Below are 17,400 nucleotides of genomic sequence, written 5' to 3'. Positions count from 1 at the left end.
TATCGGTACATCGCCCGAAGGCTTGCGTCACCGGTGTGAGGTGTACTCCACGACCTGCTGGAAGGTCGGCCGGTTCTGCCAGCTGATCTTGCCGTGTTTGATGCCGCCCAGGGTGCGCTGGTTGATCGAGTCGGCGCACCACTGGTCGCCGGCCGAGCACTGGTCGTCACCCGGGTAGACCTGGGCCGCGGTCGTCCCGGCCGCCTGGTCCAGCGTGCTGATCAGGGCGTCCCGGCAGCCGCTGAGGCTGCCGCCGCCGCAGTACTTCTCGGCGAGCCCGCCCTGCACGTTCTCCCCGAGCACCGCCCGGATGTCCTTGTCGACATAGCTCCACCAGCCGTACTGGAAGGAGCTACCGGCGTGCGAGCCGGTCGGGCCGTGTCCGGCGGACGGGGCCTCGTCGACCGGCAGGTCGTTGGTGAAGGCGGTGTACAGGTCGCTGCCGAGGCCCGGTGCGAACTCGGCCTTGACCAGCAGCGGCCACCAGGCGTCGAGGATGCGGATCGCGTCGGCGTCGGCGTAGGTCTTCGAACCGGCGGACGTCTCCGTCCGCTTGGCGCCCGCGTCCACCCAGGCCTGGAGCTTCTTCACCGCGTCGGCGGCCGTGGAGTCGGTCACCGTCGAGGAGTTGATCACCTTGAGCAGCTTCGGCAGCACGTCCTCCGCGCGCAGATCGGCGAGGGCCGCGTCCGCCATGGCCTGCACCAGCTTGGTACGGGTCACTCCGCCGGCCGCGACCAGCTTCTTCACCCGGTCGTCCAGCAGATTGCCGCGGTGCACCGACCCGTCGCCCCAGGACGCGGTCGTGTAGTCCTTGGCCTGCTTGTTGTTCCAGGAGACGTAGTAGTCCTGGTCGATGGAGTTGGGGTGCGCGGAGGCCGGGGTGTAGTCGGCGGTGTTGGTCGCCGGGTCCCAGTTCTGCCACTCGTACGCGGGCTGCGCCCAGACCGGGAACTCGGAGTCGACGCCGGCCGCCCTGACCGGGTTGTCACCGCTGTTGTAGTACGCGGTGTGCTGGGAGTCGGCGTAGAACCAGTTGAAGGTGTAGTTGATGTGCTGGGCCGCGCTCTGGAAGTCCTTCGGGCCCTTGACGAAGTCGGGGTCGTTCAGCATCTGGAAGCCGATGATCGAGTCGGCCTCGTGCAGATACGAGGAGCGCAGCGTGGTGTAGGCGACCTTCTTTCCGCCGACACTCGCGCGGTACTCCACCGGCCCGTACTTCGTGCGCCACACCCGCATGGTGTATGACCCAGCCGGCGTACTGTCGGCCGTGGTCGGCGACCAGGCGTTCTTCTGCTCGACCTTGTCCATGGCCGTACAGGTGCCGTGGTACAGGTAGTGGTAGTCGTCCTGGCACAGCTCGACGGCGTAACTGTCGATGATGTCCTGGCCGGACGTGGTCGCGGACCACGAGTAGTCCTGGCCGCGGCCCAGTTCGACGTACATGCTCAGACCCGCGAAGGAGGCGCCGCGCGCGCTGAGGCCCGGCCCCTGGATCTCCTGGAGCATGAGCAGCTGCGGGGCGAAGTAGCCGGTCTGCGGTCCGAAGACGGCGATCGGATGCCCGCTGGCGGTGTACTTGCCGCTCACGACCAGCGCGTTGGACATGCCGCGCCTGGCCGAGCCGAGCGTGGTCCTCGCGGCGGTGGCGGAGGTGCTCTTGGCGGCCGCGGTGGCCGCGCTGCCCGTACGGTCGTAGACGAGCGGTTCCTGGGTGACCGTGCCGGGGTCGGGCAGGGCCTCGCCCTTGGCGTCGGCGGGCTTGCCGCCGTACGGGAAGCCCGAGCCGTCGTGGACGGTCAGGGCGGCCTCGGGGTCGTTGCGTTCCCGGAAGGACTCCCAGACCTTGGTGCCCTCCTCGACGCCGTACTTGGACTGCGCGGCCATCAGCGAGAGGGCGTTGTTGACCTCGCCGCCACCGCCGGAGCCGAACAGCGAGCCGATGACGGAGGCCAGCGCCACCAGATCGGTGATCTTGAAGTGGTCAATGGTCCCGGCGTTGGTGATCGCGTCCTTGTGGCCGGTCAGGTCGTACTCGCCGGGGAAGTAACGGCCGCTGTCCGAGGCGTCGATATAGGCGTTGATGCCGGCGAGGTAGGCATTGGCGTCGGCGAGGGCCTGCTGGCCGCGGGCGCCGTTCCTGGCCACCGCGTTGTCGATCTGCGCCTGCAGATCGGCCTCGGTGTACGGCGCGTTGCGGTAGAACTCCTGCTCCAGGCCCTGGTTGGCGGCCGCGCCGCCGGCGAAGGCGGTCAGCCGGCCACGGCCGACGTGCCGGAAGACGTCCATCAGCCACAGCCGGTCCTCGGCCGCCGCGTAGCCGGCGCCGTACTCGGTGCCGTACCGGGTGGAGCCGGTGATGTGCGGCACACCGGACTTCTTGTCCCGGACGATGGTCACATCGCCGCGGCCGCCCGGTTTCTCGGTCGAGGCGACCTGGTCGGAGGGGACGCCGTAGGAGGAGTCGTTGAAGAAGTTGTTGATCGTCGAATCGGTCAGGCCCGCATAGCCGGTGGCAAGGCCGGCGTACGGTCCGAGCTGGTCCTCGGCGTGCGAAGGCTGGGTGCCGAAGGCCTGGTTGAGCAGGACCTGCGCCAGCGTCGCGTTGCCGTTCTCGCCCGGCGGCAGGATGTCCGAGCACCGGCCGCCGCAGTAGTCGTTGGCGGCGGTGGCCTGGGCGGCGGCCGCCTGCTGGGAGAGCGGGGAGAGAAGTCCGGCGACGAGAACGCATATCGACGCGGTCTTCAGGAACCCGGGGAAGCGGCGGGACGTTCTCAATCTGTCAAATGCGGTACGTGGGGTTCGCCGTGGCATGGCAGCTCCTAGCGACAGGGGTGGCCGACGTTACCGCCGGTATCCCCAGCTTTAAAGATGAACATGCGTCACTTTCTGGAGTCCGCGAGCAGAGCGAAGAGAAGACCACGCGAAGAGATGGAGCCGAATCGCCTGTCGATACGTCTATTCGGCGACGTCCGTGCGACGACGCCGAAGTGACCGAAGTACAGGTGCAGGTGTGACGGAGGTGCAGGGCGATGGCCGGTTTCCGGAGTCTGGCGAGACAGGTACGTGATCCGGGCTGCGATCTGGCGCTGCGGCGCTACTCACTGCGCAAGTGCCTTGAGAAGTTCGCCCCTTACGGGCATCGGGCGACCTGGGACCATCTGTGCTCCCGGGCGGGCTTCGGCCCCGAGGACCGCTCCCCCGACCCGGTGCGGCTCGTGGCCGCGCTGGAAGAGCTGGAGGAGGCGCGGTCCGTCTGGCTCGCCTATGAGACCGACTTCACCGAGCGGCGCAGGAAGGAGAAGCACGACGGGCTGCGCCGGCCGGGCAGCGTGGACGACTGGCACCGGCTGACCTGGGGCGGCTTCGGGGTCGCCTGGTGCGACGACCCGCGCGTCCACCCCGGCGAGCCGCTCGCGGTGGTGCTGCGCCGGCTGATCGCCGCCCTGGAGCGGACACCGGGCGGGGGCTGCCCGGTATGCGACGGCGATCGTCTGATCTGGCGCTACGGCCTGGACCACGAGCCGTCGTCCGGCCCGGTCTGCACGGCCTGCGGAATACTGGTGCCGCGCCCGGTGCTCACACCGCAGGCGCTGGCATCGGCCAGGCGGGGGCAACTGCTCATGTCGGCCTGAGTGTTGGGGGGATTTCCCGGGGGGTGCGTAGGGGGATGCCGCACCCCTGTCGACTCGGGGCGACTTTTCAGCGGGGGCTGGGCAGCCCCCAAGGGGCGCGGGGCTGTATCGCTATGCGGCTCCGCCGCGTGGGCGCGACCAGCCACGACGGTGCCGCAGCCGACCGACGACCCATCTCGGCACTGCGCCATACGGCACTGCAAAGGGGAGCACTGTGCAGGTTTGCCTGAACGGCCGCCGATCCCCGGCGGACAGCGCCACCGTGCCGATGTCACCCGAGGACCTGGCCCGTTCCGCCGCGAAGGCGGTCGCCGCCGGGGCCACGGCGGTGCACGTCCACCCGAAGACACCGTGCGGGCACGACAGCCTCTCCCCGCGCGTCCTCGCGCCGACGCTGGAGGCGATCCGTGCGCGGGTGTCGGTGTCGGTCGGGGTGACGACCGGCGCCTGGGCGGAGCCCGATCCGGCGGCGCGGCTCGCGCGGGTGCGCAGTTGGTCGGTGCTGCCCGACTTCGCCTCGGTCAACTGGCATGAGCCGGGCGCCGAAGCGGTCGCCGAGCAGCTGCTGGCCATGGGCGTGGGCGTCGAGGCGGGCATCTGGTCCGGGACCGACGGCGCGGCCCGGTTCGCGGCCTCGCCCCTCGGGCCGAGGGTGCTGCGCGTGCTGGCGGAGGTGACCGACCCGGACCCGGCGACCGCCGCGGCCACGGCGCGGGCCCTGCTGGCCGACCTGGGCGAGGCGTGCGCACGGCCGGTCCTGCTGCACGGCGAGGACGGCGGCACCTGGCCGGTGCTGCGGCTGGCCGGCCGACTGGGCTGCGAGACCCGGATCGGACTGGAGGACACCCTGCTGCTGCCGGACGGCCAACGGGCGTCCGACAACGCTCAGTTGGTGGCCGAGGGGCTGGTCCAGTACGGGTCTTGGCCGCGCTCGTCGTAGGGCAGGTACGACGAGCCGGGCTTGCCGCCGGCCGAGGGCGTGACGCTAGCAGAGCCGAATCCGGTCGCTCCACCCCTTTGTCCTGCGGACAGTGGGAGGCGATGAATCACATCTGACGGGCATCGATGTGCCCGCACACCCGAGGAGTCGCGATGTCGACGCTGCGCGTCACCGCCGAAGTGCTGACCGTCCATGAGCATCCGAACGCCGATGCGCTCGAACTGGCCCAGGTGGGCCTGTACCGAGCCGTCGTCGCCAAGGGCGCATACCGCACCGGTGAGGCCGCCGTCTACATCCCCGAGCAGTCCGTGCTCCCGCCCGGCCTGATCGAGGAGCTGGGGCTGACCGGACGACTGGCCGGCGGCGCGGCCAACCGGGTCAAGGCGGTACGGCTGCGGGGCGAGCTGTCGCAGGGCATCGTGTGCCGGCCGAAGGAGCTGGCGGACGTCGATCTGGCGCGGGCGGCGGCCGAGGGCACGGACTTCGCCGAGCGGCTGGGCATCACCAAGTGGGTGCCGCCGATCCCGCCGACCATGAACGGCGACGTGGAGTCCGCGCCCGAACTGCTGCCGTGGGTCGACATCGAGAACATCCAGCGGTACCCGGACATCTTCACGCCGGGCGAGCCGGTCGTCCTGACGGAGAAGCTGCACGGCTCGGCCTGCCTGCTGACGTATGTCGCCGACGAGGGACGGGTGTACGTGTCCTCCAAGGGCTTCGGCGCCAAGTCCCTGGCGCTGCAGGAGGATCCGCGGAACCTGTACTGGCGGGCGGTGCGCGGGCATGGCGTCGCCGAGGCGGCGGCGGGGCTGTGCGAGCGGCTGGGCGCGACGCGGGTCGGCATCTTCGGGGAGGTGTTCGGCGCGGGGGTGCAGGATCTGTCGTACGGCGCCGACGGACGGCGGGAGACGCTGGGGTACGCGGCGTTCGACGTCTCGGCGGAGGTGGACGGGGCCGTGCGGTGGCTGGACGCGGCCGAGTTGCTGGAGGGAAAGCTGCCGGTGGTGCCCCGGCTGTACGCGGGGCCGTACGACATCGAGCGGGTGCTGGAGTTCGCGAGCGGACGGGAGACGGTGTCCGGGCGGGGGCTGCATCTGCGGGAGGGCGTGGTCATACGGCCTGCGGTCGAGCGGTACAGCACGGTCACCGGGGGCCGGGCCATCGCCAAGGCAGTGAGCCCGGCGTACCTGACGCGTAAGGGCGGCACCGAGTACGAGTGAGGCGCCGCCCGCCGGGGCGGGTCGCGGTGGGTCGCTCACCGGCGCCGGCGAGGAGCCGGGACTCAGCGCTTCTCTGCCAACAGCCGGGACCCGGTGAGCCGTTCGCCGAACACGTCGTCCGGGTTGGACAGGACGCAGTTCTCCAGGGACAGGCAGCCGCAGCCGATGCAGTCGGTCAGATGGTCGCGCAAACGGTTCAGCTGCTTGATGCGTTCGTCGAGCTCCGAGCGCCATGTCTCGGACAGCCGCGCCCAGTCCTCCCGCGTCGGCGTCCGTTCCTCCGGCAGTTCCGCGAGGGCGTCCCGGATCGTGGCCAGCGGGATGCCCACCCGCTGCGCCGCGCGGACGAACGCGACCCGCCGCAGGGTGTCACGGCTGTAGCGTCGCTGGTTGCCGGACGTGCGGCGGCTGCTGATCAGGCCCTTGGACTCGTAGAAGTGCAGGGCGGAGACGGCGGCGCCGCTGCGCGCGGACAACTGGCCGACGCTCAGCTCGTGGATCTTCTCAGGAATCTGGGGCACTCCCCAGAGCGTAGTCGCCCGACGCCGGCCGCAGTCCGTTGACAGGCGCCCCGCACCCGACCATGCTAAGCAGTTGCTTAGAGACGCGAGCGAGAGGCCGGGATCATGGCAGAACCGAGGACCTTCACCTCCCCCGACGAGCTGAAGGCGGCCGTCGGCGAGCAGCTGGGGTACACCGACTGGCTGGAGGTCGACCAGAAGCGCATCGATCTGTTCGCCGAGGCCACCGGCGACCACCAGTGGATCCATGTGGACCCGGAGAAAGCGGCGGCGGGGCCCTTCAAGACCACCATCGCGCACGGCTATCTCACCCTGTCCCTGCTCCCGCTCTTCGGCCCGCAGCTCATCCGGGTCGAGGGCGTGAAGATGGGCGTGAACTACGGCACGAACAAGGTCCGCTTCCCCGCCCCCGTCCCCGTGGGTTCGCGGCTGCGCGCCACCGCGCAGATCACCGGCGTCGAGGACGTCACCGGCGGCGTCCAGGTGACCGTCGCCTTCAGCGTGGAGCGCGAGGGCGGCGACAAGCCGGTCTGCGTCGCGGAGTCGGTGTCCCGGTACTACCTGTGAGACCGGGGGCGGATCACTTCGCCCCGACCATCCGGAGCACGAGGTCGGCGTAGAGCGCGCCGACCTCCTCGGGGGTGCGCGGACCGTTCACGGTGAACCAGCGGGCCACGTCGATGCACAGCGACAGCACGGCGAGGGTGGTGCCGTGGACATCCGGTACGTCGAACTCACCCGCGGCCACGCCGTCCTCGATGATCCCGCGCACCTCGGCGTCGACCTGGCGGCGCAGCGCGACGATCTCGGCACGGGCCTCGGGGCCGAGGGCGTCGAGTTCGTACTGCACGACCCGCGCGGTGGTGCGGCGCCCCGCGTGCCAGCGGACGAAGGAGCTGACCGCGTCGGCGAGCCGTTCCTTCGCCGTGCCCTCGCGCCCCGCCGCCGTGCGCAGGATGTCGAGGGCCCTGTCGTGACCGATGCGGCTGATCCGGTGGAGCAGCTCTTCCTTGGTCTTGTAGTGGATGTAGAGCGCGGCCGGGCTCATGCCGGCGCGGCCGGCGATGTCGCGGGTGGTCGTCGCGTGGTAGCCGCGCTCGGCGAAGGCCTCCACGGCGGCGACGAGCAGCCGCCGGGCCGCTTCAGGGGTGACCTCTTCCCACGGCTCCACTTCGCCGCCGGTCGTCTCCTCCGCCGTACTCATCGCTCGCTGGCCCCTCTCCGTGACAGGAGCACCACCATACCGCCGAAGGTGAGCGAGCGCTTAGAGCGCCTGCCCGGGTCTTTCCGGAGGGACTCAGATCTTCTCGAAGGGGTCGTGCTCGGCGAGGAGCTTCTCCAGCCGCGCCTGGTCGACCCGGCTCACGATCTGCCCCGCCTCCTGCCGGTCCCTGACCACCTTGGCCAGGGTGAAGGCGGAGGTGACGAGGTAGAGGACCGCGATCGCGAGGAAGGCCCGGACCCAGGCGTCGGTGTCGAGCTGGTAGATGCCGACGGCCGTGGCCGCCATGGCGATGGAGAAGGAGGCGACGGCCTGGCCGTAGAAGGCGGCCGTGCCCTGCTGCTTGACCGGTGTGTCACTCATGGGGAGAGCATCGTTGAATGTGGCTCGCACCACATCCGCCGAGGTACTCAGACCGGTACTCAGCCGGACAGGTGCTCAGAACGCCGAAATCCCGGTCAGGGAGCGCCCGATGAGCAGCTTCTGGATCTGGCTGGTGCCCTCATAGAGGGTCATCACACGGGCGTCGCGCAGGAGTTTGCCGGCCGGGTACTCGTCGATGTAGCCGTAGCCGCCGAAGACCTGCAGGGCATTGTTGGCGGCGCGGACGGCGGCCTCGGAGGCGAAGAGCTTGGCCTTGGAGGACTCGACGGCGAACGGCCGCCCCCGGTCGATCAGATCGGCGACCCGCCAGGTGAGCAGCCGGGCGGCGTCCACGTCGACGGCGATGTCGCTGATCAGCTCCTGCACCAGCTGGTGCCGGGCGATCGGCTTGCCGAACTGCTCGCGCTCACCGGCGTACCGCACGGCGGCGTCCAGCGCGGCCTGGGCGATGCCGACGCAGCCCGCGGCCACCGACATCCGCCCCTTGGCGAGCGCCGACATGGCGACGGAGAACCCTTTGCCCTCCTCCCCCAGCATCGCCGTGGCGGGCACCCGCACGTCCTCCAGGACCAGCTCGGCGGTGGCCTGGCCGCGCAGGCCGAGCTTGCCGTGGATGGTGCGGCGGGTCAGGCCGGGGGTGTCGGTGGGCACGAGGAAGGCGCTGACGCCCTTGTGGCCGGGGGCGTCGGTGGAGCGGGCGAAGAGCAGGACGACGTCCGCCCAGGTCCCGTTCGTGATGAACATCTTGGTGCCGTTGATGACGTAGTCGTCGCCGTCGCGTACGGCCCGGGCGGTGAGGTTGCCCGCGTCGGAGCCGGTGCCGGGCTCGGTCAGGCCGAAGCAGCCGACGTACTCGCCCGCGGTCAGCCCCGGCAGCCAGCGCCGCTTCTGCTCCTCGTCGCCCCAGGCGGCGATCGTCTTGGCGACGAGCCCGAGGGACACGGAGACGATGCCGCGGACGGAGGAGTCACCGCGCCCGAGCTCCTCGGTGACCAGGCAGTACGCGAGATGGTCGCCGCCGGATCCGCCGTACTCCTCGGCAACGGTCAGCCCCAGGAAGCCGACCTCGCCGAGCTTCTTCACCAGCCCCCGGTCGACCTCCTCGCCCCGGTCCCACGCCACGACGTGCGGGGCGATCTCGCGCTCCACGAAGTCCCGGGCGAGCTGCCGTACGGCGGCTTGCTCCTCGCTCAGCTCCAGGTTCACCACGCGATCACCCCACACCGGATGTAGCTTGAAAGCCGTACATTTAAATTAGCACTGCTAGTTTCTGTTCGCAGCCCTACTATGTGCGCCATGGCCCGACCGCGCAAGCCCCTCCTCAACACCGACCGGATCGTCGAGACGGCCCGGGAACTCGTGGACCGGGAGGGCCTGGCGGCCGTGTCCACCCGCCGGCTCGCCGCCGAGCTGGGGGTGAGCGGGCCCTCGCTCTACAACCACTTCCGCACCAAGGACGAGATCCTGGAGGTGGTCGCCGACTCGGTGAGCGGTCTGGTCGATCTGTCGATGTTCGAGGACGGCCGCGACTGGCGGACCGCGCTGCACGACTGGGCCGTCTCCTACCGGACCGCCCTGCGCGACCACCCGAACATCGTCCCGGTGCTGGCCAGGGGTCCGGGGCGCCGGCCGGCCGCACTGCGCCTGGCCGACGCCGTGTACGGCGCGATGGTCGAAGCCGGCTGGCCACCCGCCCAGGCGACCTCCATCGGCGCGCTGATGCGGTACTTCATCATGGGCTCCGCGCTCGGTTCGTTCGCCGGTGGCTTCGTCGACGACGAGAGCGCGTACGACCCCGCCGACTATCCCCACCTCGGCCAGGCTCATCTGCTCGCCGAGCAGCAGGAGAAGATCGACGAGCGGGCCTTCGAGACGGGGCTGACGGCACTCCTGGACGGCCTGGCGCAGCAGTACGAACAGGTACGGCGGAGCGCGCAGCGATAATTCGGTGGGGGCCGAAGAGTCCGTGCCGCATGCTGGGACCCATGACCGCCAAGGACTCCCGGGCCGCCGGTCTCGCCGCGCTCGCCTCGCTGCTCGCCGACGAGACGCGGGCCGCTTGTCTGCTGGCGCTGCTCGACGGGCGGGCCTGGACCGCGGGTGAGCTGGCCCGGCATGCCGGGGTCGCGGCGTCGACGCTCAGCGAGCACCTGGGCAAGCTGGTGGCCGGGGGCCTGCTCGCGGAGGAACGGCAGGGGCGGCACCGGTATGTACGGCTGGTGGACGCGCGCGCTGCGGGGCTCGTCGAGGAGCTCGCGGCACAGGTGCCTCCGGCAGCCGTACGGCGGACTCCCCGGACGCTGCGGGAGTCGAGTGCCGGGTCCGCGATGGCGCGGGGGCGTACCTGTTACGACCATCTCGCCGGGCGGCTCGGCATGGCGGTCACGGACGCGCTGACCCTCCGGGGGCTGTTGCGGCAGGACACGGGGTTCGCGCTGACCGATGCGGGGGTGGAGTGGTTCGGGGCGGCGGGTATCGCGCTGGACGTCTCGGGTCGGCGTCCGCTGGTCCGGGGGTGCCTGGACTGGACCGAGCGGCGGCCCCATCTCGCAGGGGCGGCGGGGGCCGCGCTGTGCCGGCATGTGCTGGATGCGGGGTGGTGTGTCCGGATCGGCTCGGAGCGGGCGGTGAAGGTGACTCCGTCGGGGGAGCGGGAGCTGGCGGCGCTGCTGGGTATTTCTCCTGCTGCCTTGCGTTGAATTCGGCTCCGGGGGTGGGGGGTTGTGTGGTGTGCCGGGTGCGGGTGCGCGGTGGCTGGTCGCGCAGTTCCCCGCGCCCCTCAGGTACTCACCGCGCCGTCCGATTTCCGCCAGCCCGGACCATGACCAGTGCCTAGCCTCGGGAGCATGATGAACGCCGACCCACGCCAACGCCTGCTGCCCGCCGGCGCGGCCGTCGTCACCGTCGTCCTCTGGGCGTCGGCCTTCGTGGCGATCCGGAGTGCGGGGCAGGAGTACTCACCCGGCGCGCTGGCCCTCGGGCGGCTGGCGTCGGGGGCCCTCGCGCTGGGCGTCATCTGGGCCGTGCGCCGGGAAGGACTGCCGCCGCGGGCCGCCTGGCGCGGAATTCTGCTGTCCGGGGTGCTGTGGTTCGGGTTCTACATGGTCGTCCTGAACTGGGGCGAGCAGCAGGTGGATGCCGGCACCGCGGCCCTCGTCGTGAACGTCGGCCCGCTGCTGCTCGCCCTGCTCAGCGCCCGGTTCCTCGGTGATCCGATGCCGCCGCGGCTGCTGGCGGGCATGGCCGTGTCGTTCGCCGGTGCGGTGACCGTCGGGCTGTCGATGTCCGGTGGCGGGGGCAGCTCCGTGCTCGGCGTGGTCCTGTGTCTGCTCGCCGCGGTGGCGTACGCCGCCGGGGTCGTCGCGCAGAAGCCGGCCCTCGGGCATGCGAGTGTCCTCCAAGTGACGACGTTCGGGTGTCTGGTCGGCGCCGTGGTCTGTCTGCCGTTCGCCGGGCAGCTGGCGCACGAGGTCGCCCGCGCACCCCTGCCGGCGACCCTGGGCATGGTCTATCTGGGCGTCTTTCCGACCGCGCTCGCCTTCACGACCTGGGCCTACGCCCTGGCCCGCACGACGGCGAGCCGGATGGGCGCGACGACGTACGCCGTGCCCGCGCTGGTGGTGCTGATGTCGTGGCTGGTGCTCGGCGAGGTGCCGGGCGTGCTCACCCTGGCCGGCGGTGTGCTGTGTCTGGCCGGTGTGGCGGTGTCGCGGTCCCGGGCGCGCGGGGGCCGGGCCGTTCGGGTCGCGGCCGGGGAGGAGCCGCGACCCGAGAAGGTCGGCTGAGCCTCAGAACACCACCAGCGCGCGGCCGCCCTTGCCGGCGAGCATGTTCTCGAAGGCGGCCGGAATGCCTTCGAGGGCGATCCGTTCGGTGACGAGCGCGGAGAGGTCGAGGCGGCCTTCCCGCACGTGCTCGGCGAGCACCGGCACATCGCGGGCCGGGTCGGTGTTGCCGTAGACGCAGCCGGACAGGGTGCGGCCCCAGTGGAAGATCTCCAGGGCGTTGAAGGTGACCTCCTGGTCCTTGCCGCCGATGCCGACGACCGTCGTACGGCCGCCCCTGCGGGTGGAGTCCCAGGCCGCGCGGATGCTGACCGCGCGGCCCACGCACTCGATCGAGACGTCGACGCCCTGCTTGCCGGTGAGGGCGCGGATCTCCCGGGGGGTGGTGTCGGAGGCGAGGACGTAGTCGGTCGCGCCCGCCGTCCTTGCCAGCTCCTCCTTCTCCGGCGACACGTCCACGGCGATGATCCGGGACGCTCCCGCGATCCGGGCCGACTGGAGGGTGGCGAGGCCGACTCCGCCGGCACCGAAGACGGCCACCGTCTCGCCCCGGCGGACCTTCGCCGAGTGGTGGACGGCGCCGTAGCCGGTGAGGACGGCGCAGCCGAGGAGGGCGGCGTCCACCAGCGGTACCCCCTCCGGGAGAGGCAGCACGCAGGATGCCGCCACCACCGTCTCCTCGGCGAACGCGGCCACGTTCAGGCCGGGGTGCAGGTCGGTGCCGTCGGTGGTACGGGCGTAGACGTCGGCGGCGCCGCCCAGCGCGTTGGCGCACAGCCAGACCTCGCCGAGCGCGCATGCGTGGCAACTGCCGCAGGACGGAGCCCAGTTGAGGACGACGGGACTGCCTTCGGCGACGTGGGTGACGCCCTCGCCCACGGCCACGACCGTGCCGGCGCCCTCGTGGCCGAGGACAGCCGGGACCGGGACGCGCATGGTGCCGTCGGACAGGGACAGGTCGGAGTGGCAGACACCGGCCGCGGCGAGGCGGACCCGGACCTGGCCGGGGCCCGGGTCGGGCAGCTCGATCCCGGTGATCTCCAGGGGGGCGCCGATGGCGGGCAGGACGGCGGCTCGTACGGCCATGGGTCGCGTACTTCCTTAGAACTGGAGGGACTTGGTCTGGAGGTACTCGGCGAGTCCGTGTGCGCCGAGTTCCCGGCCGACCCCGGACTGCTTGTAGCCGCCGAAGGGGGCGAGGGGGTTGAACCGGCCGCCGTTGATGTCCACCTGGCCGGTGTCCATGCGGCGTGCGAAGGCGACGGCCTCGGCCTCGTCGGCGGCCCAGACGGCACCGGCGAGGCCGTACACCGTGCCGTTGGCGATGCGCAGGGCGTCCTCCTCGTCGTCGTAGGGCAGGATCGTGAGGACCGGGCCGAAGATCTCCTCCTGGGCGATGGTCATCCCGGGTGTCACGTCGGCGAAGACGGTCGGGCTGATGAAGTAGCCCTTCTCGTGCGGGGACTCGGGGCCGCCCGCGACCAGGCGGGCGCCCTCGGCGATGCCCTTCTCGATGTAGCCGCGCACCCGGGCCTGCTGCTTGGCGCTGACCACCGGGCCGATGCGGTCGCCGTACTTGGCGGCGGCCGTCCGGGCCAGCTCGACGGCCTCGTCGTACCGGTCGCGGTGGACCAGCATGCGGGTCCAGGCGCTGCACGTCTGGCCGGAGTTGGACATCACGTTGGCGACACCGACGTTGACCGCCTTGGCGAGGTCGGCGCTCGGCAGGATCACGTTGGCGGACTTGCCGCCGAGTTCGAGGGCCACCTTCTTGACGGCCGCGCCGGCCACCGCGCCGATCTGCCTGCCGACCGCCGTGGAGCCGGTGAAGGAGACGAGGTCCACGCCGGGGTGCTCGGCGAGCGCCTGCCCGGCGACCGGGCCGAGGCCGGTGACCAGGTTGAACACACCGGCCGGTACGCCCGCCTCGTGGACGGCCTCGGCGAACAGCTGGGCGGTGAGCGGGGTGTCCTCGGCGGGCTTGAGGACGACCGTGCAGCCCGCGGCGAGCGCCGGGGCGACCTTGGCGACGATCTGGTGGAGGGGGTAGTTCCAGGGGGTGATCGCGCCGACCACGCCGATCGGCTCGTGCAGGACGGTGGAGTTGCCGACCTTCTCCTCGAAGGAGTGGGTCGCGGCCAGCTCGGCGTAGGAGCCGGCAACCGCGATGGGCACGGCCGCGTGCACGGCCTGGGAGAACGGGAGCGGGGCGCCCAGTTCGGCGGTGACCGTCTCGGCGATCTCGTCCTTGCGGGTCACGAGGACGTCCCGGAGGGCGGCCAGGCGGGCCGCTCGTTCGGCGGGCGGAGTGGCTGCCCAGGCGGGCAGGGCGGCGCGGGCCGCACGGACGGCGGTGTCGACGTCCAGGGGGCCGGCCGCCGGGACGCGGGCGATGATCTGCTCGTCGGCCGGGTTCACGACCTCGATGGCGTCCGTGCTCGTGGCGGGGCGCCAGGCGCCGTCGATGTACAGGTCGTCGTGTGCCTTCATGCTGCTTCCTCCCGGCGGGGTCCGCGTCGTCCGGCACACAAACTAGCGGCGATAGTTTTTCGGCGCCAGACGTGGCCGGACGTCGCCCGACCGTGGCAGACGTTCCCGGCCATCATCGCCGGGCGGGCCGGCGCTCACTCGTCCAGGTCGGGCAGCCGGTCGGGGGACGGGCAGATACGGTCGCCCTGCTGGTCGAAGACGAAGAGATGGGCGAGGTCGACGAGGAGCGGGACCTGCATACCGTGGCGCAGCCGGAGGTCGGGGGTGGTGCGGACCACCAGGTCGCCGGGAAGCCGGCCCTCCAGGGGCGTGCGCCCGGGTTCGGCGTCCGCGGGGTGTTCGAGCACCACCACCGGCCCGGCGCGCCACCCACCGGCCCGCTCCCGCAGCCGGTCCAGCACGGTCGGGCTCTCCCTGCGCCGCCGGCGCGCCGGCCGGTCCACCGGGCGCGGGGCCTCCAGTTCGGGTACGACGGCGGGCCTGGAGCCGGTGGTGAAGTGGACGAGGATCTCGTGCCCCTGGAACTCCACGTGCTCGACCAGCCCGGTGATCGCCACCTCGCCCGGCCGGGCCGAACTGTGCTGGGCGATGCGGACCGCCTCCGAGCGCAGTCCCACGATCACCTCGCGGCCCTGGTGCACGCGCAGTAACTGGTGGTCCAGGCACAGGGGTTCGGGCAGCGGCAGTGCCTGCTTGCCCAGGCTGATGGTCATGGCGCCGTCCAGCGGGGCGCGGATCAGGCCGCACAGCAGGTTGATGCGCGGGATGCCGATGAAGGCGGCGATGAAGACATTGCGGGGCAGCGCGTAGACCTCGCGCGGGGTGCCGACCTGCTGGAGCACTCCCCCGCGTAGCACGGCCACCCGGTCGCCGAGGGACATCGCCTCGGCCTGGTCGTGGGTGACGTACACCGTGGTGGCCCCCAACTCGCGGGTGAGCTGGGATATTTCGGCGCGCAGACGGTTGCGCAGCTTGGCGTCGAGATTGGACAGCGGCTCGTCCATCAGGAACGCCGACGGGTGGCGGGCGATGGCCCGCCCCATCGCCACCCGCTGCCGCTCGCCGCCGGACAGCTGGCTCGGGAACCGGTCGAGCAGGTCCTCGATCCCGAGCATGCGCGCGGTGGCGGTGACCCGCGGGGCGGGGTCGGCGCCGGGGTCCTCGATGCGCAGCGGGAAGCCGATGTTGTCGCGGTTGGTCATGCTCGGATAGAGGGCGAAGTTCTGGAAGACCATGGCGAGATGCCGCTCGGCGGGCTGCCAGTCGTTGGCGTACTCGCCGTCGAGCAGCAGCTCGCCCTCGTCGATCTCCTCCAGGCCGGCGATCATCCGCAGCACGGTGGACTTGCCGCAGCCGGACGGGCCGAGCAGCACGAGGAACTCGCCGGGTGCGATGTCCAGCGAGAGCCGGTCGACCACGCGCGGGCCGCGTGCGTAGGACTTGCTCACGTCGTGCAGTGCGATGGCGCGTGTCATGGCTGCTGCCCCCGGGGGCTGTCCGGAGCGCCGCCGCTCCGTGGGCCGAAGACCCCGCGCGGGTCGAACGGGGCCTGTGCGTCACGGAAGTTAACGGACTGTGGCGGGCCCAGGGAAGAGATGGCACGGCCTGTCCCGCCACTTGGTCGCGGCTCGTCCCGTCACGTGGTCGCGGGCCGTCCGTCACTTGGTCGCGGTCAGGTGGGCGAAGACCACCACGTTGCTGGTGTAGCCCGTGCGCCGGCTGTAGAGGCCGCCGCAGGTCAGCACGCGCAGTTCCGGTCGCCGAGCCGGGCCGTAGACCTCCTTGTCCGGGAAGCCCGCCTTGTCGTACACCTTCATCCGGTCCACGGTGTAGACGGCGGTGCGGCCGTCGGCGCGCTCGACCTCGATGAGCTTGCAGGGTTTGACCTGAGCGAGCCCGGCGAAGACGGCCGGGCCGGTCAGGGTGTCGCGGTGGCCGACGGCGATCGCGGTGCCGGACTCGCCCGGCGTGGGGCCGCCCTCGTACCAGCCGACCAGCCTGGCCCTGTCCACGGGCGGGGTCTCCAACTGCCGTTGGCTGTCGAGCCCGAGGGCCGCGATCGGGGCGTCGACGCCCAGGGAGGGGATACGGAAGGACGTCGGCCGGGACCGGGGCAGCGTGCGGGGCGGGGGCCCGGCCGGGGGCTCGCAGGGCTTGTCCTCACTCGCGCCGCCTCCGCCGGCGGCCGTCACCGCGTCCGGGTCGCCCGCCCGGCCAGGCCCGATGTGCCCGACCCCGCACCGGTGCCCCGCCGTCACCAGGACGGTCACCAGCAGGGCCGTCCTGGTGAGGCGGTAGGCACGGGTCCGGTACCAGGGCCTGCGTCTGCGCCTACGCGACGCCATGAGGCCGTCGGCGGCTGCGCCGGATGTACACGGCGCCGCCGAGTGCGATCAGGCCCACGGCACCCGCGGCGGTCACCGGCGCGTATGCGGCGGCTGTGTCGATGAGCCCGCCCCCGCCCGCGTGCACACCGCCTCTCGGGGGATCGTTGTTGTCTCTTCCGCCCCAGCCCGGGCCTTCCTGCCGGTCGTGGTCGCGGTCGTGGTCCCCGCGGTGGTCCTGGTGGTCCTCGATCGGCCCGTTCGGACCGTTGCCCCCTTCATGCTCGTGCTCGTGTTCATGCTCGTGCCGGCCGTCGTGGCAGTTGACGCGGAAGAGCTTCTCCTTGACGGCACCCGCCGCGACCCAGGTGAGCTTGTACTGACCGTCGGTCAGACCGATCGCGTCGGTGTGTCCGGCGCCGCCGGCGAGCTGGATGATGCCGGTGACGGTGGCAGCGCTGGGCAGCGGGGGCTGGGCTTGGATGATGTAGGCGATATTGGGCAGGATGTCGAAGTTGACGGCATCGAGATAGAACTTGCAGACCGTCGGCTCGTCCTTCGTCACACCGTAGGGCACACCGACGCTGTGCACCCTGATGTCGCCGTTCTCCCCCTGAGCCGCCGCGTTCGGCGCCGCCACCCACGAGGCACCCACCGCGGCGAGAGCGGTGAGGACGACAGTGGCGCCTGCTCGGGTACCGAGGGGACGGAGAGGACGTGGGAGTGTCGGGGTGGCCATGAGCAATCCTCCGAGTCAGACGATTTTCATACAAATCGCTCTTTCGCCTGAACTCTGCGCGATAGAGGCCTCGACCCGCGGCAACGACGCCCGGCGCGCCGTCAGAGATCGCCCGTGCGGCGCAATCCCGAGCACCACGA

The 17,400-nt window shown here is 71.5% G+C and carries 17 protein-coding genes; 7 read left to right on the top strand and 10 right to left on the bottom strand.

Translation table 11 applies throughout. From position 1 onward, the window contains the following. Positions 1-27: 27 nt before the first annotated feature. On the bottom strand, positions 28-2,814 hold the full coding sequence (locus AB5L52_RS34270) for a penicillin acylase family protein (protein WP_369367554.1): 2,787 nt from the start codon (positions 2,812-2,814) through the stop codon (positions 28-30). A 218-nt stretch (positions 2,815-3,032) separates the two neighbouring features. On the opposite strand from AB5L52_RS34270, the gene AB5L52_RS34265 reads away from it, so the two are divergent. The 3 genes from AB5L52_RS34265 (at position 3,033) to AB5L52_RS34255 (ending at position 5,795) form a co-directional block, all read left to right on the top strand. Beyond that, positions 3,033-3,635 carry a hypothetical protein gene (locus tag AB5L52_RS34265; protein WP_351567474.1) on the top strand — a complete coding sequence of 201 codons (603 nt, stop codon included), beginning with the start codon at positions 3,033-3,035 and terminating at the stop codon, positions 3,633-3,635. A gap of 214 nt (positions 3,636-3,849) precedes the next feature. Continuing rightward, positions 3,850-4,575 carry a 3-keto-5-aminohexanoate cleavage protein gene (locus AB5L52_RS34260; RefSeq protein WP_369367553.1) on the top strand — a complete coding sequence of 242 codons (726 nt, stop codon included), beginning with the start codon at positions 3,850-3,852 and terminating at the stop codon, positions 4,573-4,575. Between the two features lie 152 nt (positions 4,576-4,727). Further along, the gene (locus AB5L52_RS34255) at positions 4,728-5,795 is read left to right on the top strand and encodes an RNA ligase (ATP) (RefSeq protein ID WP_369367552.1); all 1,068 of its coding nucleotides are present in this window, start codon (positions 4,728-4,730) and stop codon (positions 5,793-5,795) included. A gap of 62 nt (positions 5,796-5,857) precedes the next feature. Here the strand turns inward: AB5L52_RS34255 and soxR are convergent, their stop codons facing one another. Next, positions 5,858-6,316: a redox-sensitive transcriptional activator SoxR gene (soxR, locus tag AB5L52_RS34250; protein ID WP_351567483.1), complete on the bottom strand. Its 459-nt coding sequence runs from the start codon at positions 6,314-6,316 to the stop codon at positions 5,858-5,860. Between the two features lie 105 nt (positions 6,317-6,421). Between soxR and AB5L52_RS34245 the strand changes: the two genes are divergently transcribed. Beyond that, on the top strand, positions 6,422-6,883 hold the full coding sequence (locus tag AB5L52_RS34245) for a MaoC family dehydratase (RefSeq protein WP_351022111.1): 462 nt from the start codon (positions 6,422-6,424) through the stop codon (positions 6,881-6,883). Positions 6,884-6,896: 13 nt separating this feature from the next. Here AB5L52_RS34245 and AB5L52_RS34240 read toward each other — a convergent pair whose 3' ends face one another. From AB5L52_RS34240 to AB5L52_RS34230, 3 genes are all read right to left on the bottom strand, one after another. Next, a complete protein-coding gene (locus AB5L52_RS34240) occupies positions 6,897-7,520 on the bottom strand; it encodes a TetR/AcrR family transcriptional regulator (protein WP_351022114.1) in 624 nt (207 codons plus the stop codon). Positions 7,521-7,613: 93 nt separating this feature from the next. After that, positions 7,614-7,901 carry a YiaA/YiaB family inner membrane protein gene (locus AB5L52_RS34235; RefSeq protein ID WP_351022116.1) on the bottom strand — a complete coding sequence of 96 codons (288 nt, stop codon included), beginning with the start codon at positions 7,899-7,901 and terminating at the stop codon, positions 7,614-7,616. 75 nt (positions 7,902-7,976) lie between these two features. Further along, positions 7,977-9,128 carry an acyl-CoA dehydrogenase family protein gene (locus tag AB5L52_RS34230; RefSeq protein WP_369369016.1) on the bottom strand — a complete coding sequence of 384 codons (1,152 nt, stop codon included), beginning with the start codon at positions 9,126-9,128 and terminating at the stop codon, positions 7,977-7,979. Between the two features lie 90 nt (positions 9,129-9,218). Between AB5L52_RS34230 and AB5L52_RS34225 the strand changes: the two genes are divergently transcribed. The 3 genes from AB5L52_RS34225 to AB5L52_RS34215 all read left to right on the top strand — a co-directional run bounded on the left by AB5L52_RS34225 (position 9,219) and on the right by AB5L52_RS34215 (position 11,707). Beyond that, positions 9,219-9,866, top strand: coding sequence for a TetR/AcrR family transcriptional regulator (locus AB5L52_RS34225; RefSeq protein ID WP_369367551.1), 648 nt, complete (start codon positions 9,219-9,221; stop codon positions 9,864-9,866). 41 nt (positions 9,867-9,907) lie between these two features. Beyond that, positions 9,908-10,621, top strand: coding sequence for a winged helix-turn-helix domain-containing protein (locus tag AB5L52_RS34220; protein ID WP_351022122.1), 714 nt, complete (start codon positions 9,908-9,910; stop codon positions 10,619-10,621). Between the two features lie 147 nt (positions 10,622-10,768). Continuing rightward, positions 10,769-11,707, top strand: coding sequence for a DMT family transporter (locus tag AB5L52_RS34215; protein ID WP_351567494.1), 939 nt, complete (start codon positions 10,769-10,771; stop codon positions 11,705-11,707). Between the two features lie 3 nt (positions 11,708-11,710). On the opposite strand, the gene AB5L52_RS34210 is transcribed toward AB5L52_RS34215, so the two are convergent. From AB5L52_RS34210 to AB5L52_RS34190, 5 genes are all read right to left on the bottom strand, one after another. Beyond that, a complete protein-coding gene (locus AB5L52_RS34210; protein ID WP_369367550.1) occupies positions 11,711-12,793 on the bottom strand; it encodes a Zn-dependent alcohol dehydrogenase in 1,083 nt (360 codons plus the stop codon). Positions 12,794-12,808: 15 nt separating this feature from the next. Beyond that, positions 12,809-14,197: an aldehyde dehydrogenase family protein gene (locus AB5L52_RS34205; RefSeq protein WP_351567497.1), complete on the bottom strand. Its 1,389-nt coding sequence runs from the start codon at positions 14,195-14,197 to the stop codon at positions 12,809-12,811. A 134-nt stretch (positions 14,198-14,331) separates the two neighbouring features. Continuing rightward, positions 14,332-15,672 carry an ABC transporter ATP-binding protein gene (locus AB5L52_RS34200; protein WP_351567500.1) on the bottom strand — a complete coding sequence of 447 codons (1,341 nt, stop codon included), beginning with the start codon at positions 15,670-15,672 and terminating at the stop codon, positions 14,332-14,334. 183 nt (positions 15,673-15,855) lie between these two features. Then, positions 15,856-16,542: a class F sortase gene (locus tag AB5L52_RS34195; protein WP_351567503.1), complete on the bottom strand. Its 687-nt coding sequence runs from the start codon at positions 16,540-16,542 to the stop codon at positions 15,856-15,858. After that, on the bottom strand, positions 16,529-17,260 hold the full coding sequence (locus AB5L52_RS34190; protein ID WP_351022137.1) for a hypothetical protein: 732 nt from the start codon (positions 17,258-17,260) through the stop codon (positions 16,529-16,531). Before AB5L52_RS34190 ends, AB5L52_RS34195 begins: the two co-directional genes overlap by 14 nt. Between the last annotated feature and the right edge of the window lie 140 nt (positions 17,261-17,400).

The organism is Streptomyces sp. CG4 (genome assembly GCF_041080655.1).
GTDB lineage: Bacteria > Actinomycetota > Actinomycetes > Streptomycetales > Streptomycetaceae > Streptomyces.
This window is presented reverse-complemented; position numbering and strand designations above follow the sequence as displayed.